Source organism: Rubrivirga sp. (assembly GCF_049648075.1).
In the GTDB taxonomy this organism is placed as follows: domain Bacteria; phylum Bacteroidota; class Rhodothermia; order Rhodothermales; family Rubricoccaceae; genus Rubrivirga.
The window spans coordinates 1-2,600 of record NZ_JBARYR010000713.1 but is presented as its reverse complement, the minus strand read 5'-3'; the positions used below and the strand labels follow the sequence as shown (position 1 = coordinate 2,600).

The following is a 2,600-nucleotide window of genomic DNA, read 5'->3' as shown; positions in this document are numbered from 1 at the left end:
GAGCAGCGCCGAGCGCTCGGCGGGCTCGAGATCGGCGACGCGGTGGAAGAGATCGGCGACGAGGCGCCAGCGGTCGGGAGTCATGCGTCGGATCGTTTCTGGGAGTACCGGATCCGAGTCGAATCGCCGTCATGGCTCTCCGGCCTCGAGGCGAGCCGGGCACGCCTCACCGTGTCGCCTTCGAGAGCGGCAGCTTTGCGCTGCGCGGGCCGCCCTCGAGGACGCTACTCCGAGTAGCCGGGGCCGGCAAACCAGACGTCGCCTTCGTCATCCGCCCAGGCGGGGAGCGCCGCCAAGATGACCGGGACGCGGGCCGGCAGATCCACGCGCCGGCTCGGCCCTCCGTTCATGGCCTCGAGGACGCGCTCCCGCGACCAGCCCATCAGCCACGCGCTCATGCCCGCGGGGTCCTCCAGGCGCACGCACCCGTGGCTCAGCGCGCGGAGGTCCCGCGCGAAGTACGACCGCGCGGGGGTGTCGTGGAGGTAGACGTTGTTGACGTTCGGGAACATGATCTTGACGCGGCCGAGCGGATTCCCTGGGCCAGCCGCTTGCCGAATGAGCAGGTGCCCCTCGCGCAACCGCTCGAGGTTGTCCGGCGTCATGACGTGGACCTCGGCGTCCGGCGAGAACCGGCGGACCAGCTCGAACCCCTCGGCCTCGAGGGCGTCGGCGCCCTTCGGCAACAGCTCCTCGATCGCGATCGAGGCCGGGACGTTCCAGACGGGGCGAAACTCGAGGTACTCGATCTCGTCCTCGAACAAGGGCGTGCGCCACCCGTCGCGGTCGGCGCCGACGACGGCCCGCTGGCGCATCGTCTCGCGCCCGTCCTCGAAGGCCCGGACGCGAAACTCCGGCACGTTGACCAGGACCCACCGCCCGGAGGCCGGGATGCGGAGGGACGCGAGCTCGTCGAGGGCGACCTCGATCTGGCGGGCGCGCTCCCGAGCCGGGACGTCGAGCGCCGCGCGCGTCTTCGGGCCGATCACGCCGTCGTTCGCGAGACCCATCCGGTCCTGAGCGGCCGCGAGCGCCGCGGCCAGGGACGGATCGAGCGTCACGCCCGTCGAGGACGCCTGCCCGAGAGCGCCCTCGGCTTGGAGACGACGACGGAGCGCCGGGACTTGGACCTCGTCCGTCTCTCCGGGCCGGACCAGCGGGCCGTCCGGCATGGCCTCCCAGCCGCCAGACGCAGCGATGCGCTGGTAGTGATCGAGAGCGCTGGAAAGCCTGGACGATGGCGTCGCTCCGACCGACCCTGCAAGCAGGATCAGGCCGAGGCCCGCTCGGGCGAGGAAGGAGGACACGGTGTGAGCCGGGGGGAAAACCAACGATACAACGCGCCACGTCCGGGAGGCGTGCCGGAGTCCCCGAGAACGCTACCTCGAGGTCGACGCGAGGGACGGCGACCGAAGCGCGCTCACGCGGCGGGCGCGGTCGCTGTCGGCTCCGTACTCCCGGACGAGGGCCGGAGCCGCCGCCGCGAGAAAGGCCTGGACCTCGGAGGCGTTGCCGATCTCGGCGTGGATCTCGGCCGCCCGTAGTCGCGCGCTGAGCGCCGACCGGTCGTCGGTCCCGAGCAACGCCGTGAACGTCGTGACCGCCCGCTCGACCTCCTCGAGGCCGCCCTCGATGTCGCCCTGCTGGTAGCGGACCTCACCCAGCATCAGCCGGCTGTTGGCCGTGGCGACGTGCTGGTCCCCGAACGCCCGTCTCCGAATCGCGAAGGCCTCGCGGTAGTACGGCTCAGCGGCCTCGGGACGTCCCTGGCTCTGAAGCGACCACCCCACGTGACTCAGCGACTGTGCCACGTGCGGATGGCTAGAGCCGAGCAGCGCCCGGCGCATCTCCAGGCCCTCGACGTACAACCCCTGCGCCGCCGTATAGTCCTCGCGCGCGATCAAGAGCGCGGCGTAATCGTTGAGGGACTGGGCCGTCTGGGCGTGCGTCCCCAGGCTCCGGCGGCGGGCCTCGACGACCTCGCGGAACAACGGCTCCGCCTCGTCGGGGCGACCGGCCTCGCTGAGCAAGGCCGCGAGCGCGTTCAGGTTCGAGACACGGTCGGGGTGGCCGATGGGCAACACCTCCTCTCGGATCTCGAGCGCCTCGCGCAGCAACCGCTCGCCGGCCTCGAGGTCGCCGCCGGCTCGGGCGAGCAACCCGAGCCCCTCGATGGTCGCGGCCGTTTCGGCGTGCCTCTCGCCGAGCGTTTCCTTCTGGACCTCGAGGGCGACGCGGTAGAGGGAATCGGCCTCGAGGTAGTCCCCACGGACGTGGTCGAGCCAGGCGAGGTTGTACAGACTTCGCGCCACGTCGGGGTGGCCCGGCCCGAACAACCGTCGGCGGATCTCGAGGGAGGTGCGCAGCGCCTGGTCCGCCGGCTCGAAGCGGGCGTAGCTCTGGTAGATCTGCCCGATGGCGTCGAGCAAGCGCGCCTGGACCGCCGGATCGTCGGCGAGCTCTGTCTCGACGCGTGCCGCCGCCCGGTCTAAGACCTCGGTCGCATCGAGGTCGCCGCCGGCCGAGCGGTTGGGGTCGAACTCGGACAACAGGTCGGTCATGAACGTGGCGACGGCCTCGGACCGGTCGCGCTCCATCGC

3 protein-coding genes are annotated in these 2,600 nt (G+C 71.6%); 1 reads left to right on the top strand and 2 read right to left on the bottom strand.

What is annotated here, in order from left to right:
* The coding region (locus WBA11_RS18835) for a hypothetical protein (RefSeq protein ID WP_424522167.1) at nucleotides 1–237 on the top strand (237 nt) is incomplete at its 5' end.
* On the opposite strand, the gene WBA11_RS18830 is transcribed toward WBA11_RS18835, so the two are convergent.
* On the bottom strand, nucleotides 225–1,307 hold the full coding sequence (locus WBA11_RS18830; protein ID WP_424522166.1) for a L,D-transpeptidase family protein: 1,083 nt from the start codon (nucleotides 1,305–1,307) through the stop codon (nucleotides 225–227). The two genes, WBA11_RS18835 and WBA11_RS18830, sit on opposite strands and share 13 nt — an antisense overlap.
* Before the next feature lie 72 nt (nucleotides 1,308–1,379).
* Nucleotides 1,380–2,600 (bottom strand): tetratricopeptide repeat protein (locus tag WBA11_RS18825; protein ID WP_424522165.1); only part of this gene is annotated, 1,221 nt, incomplete at its 5' end.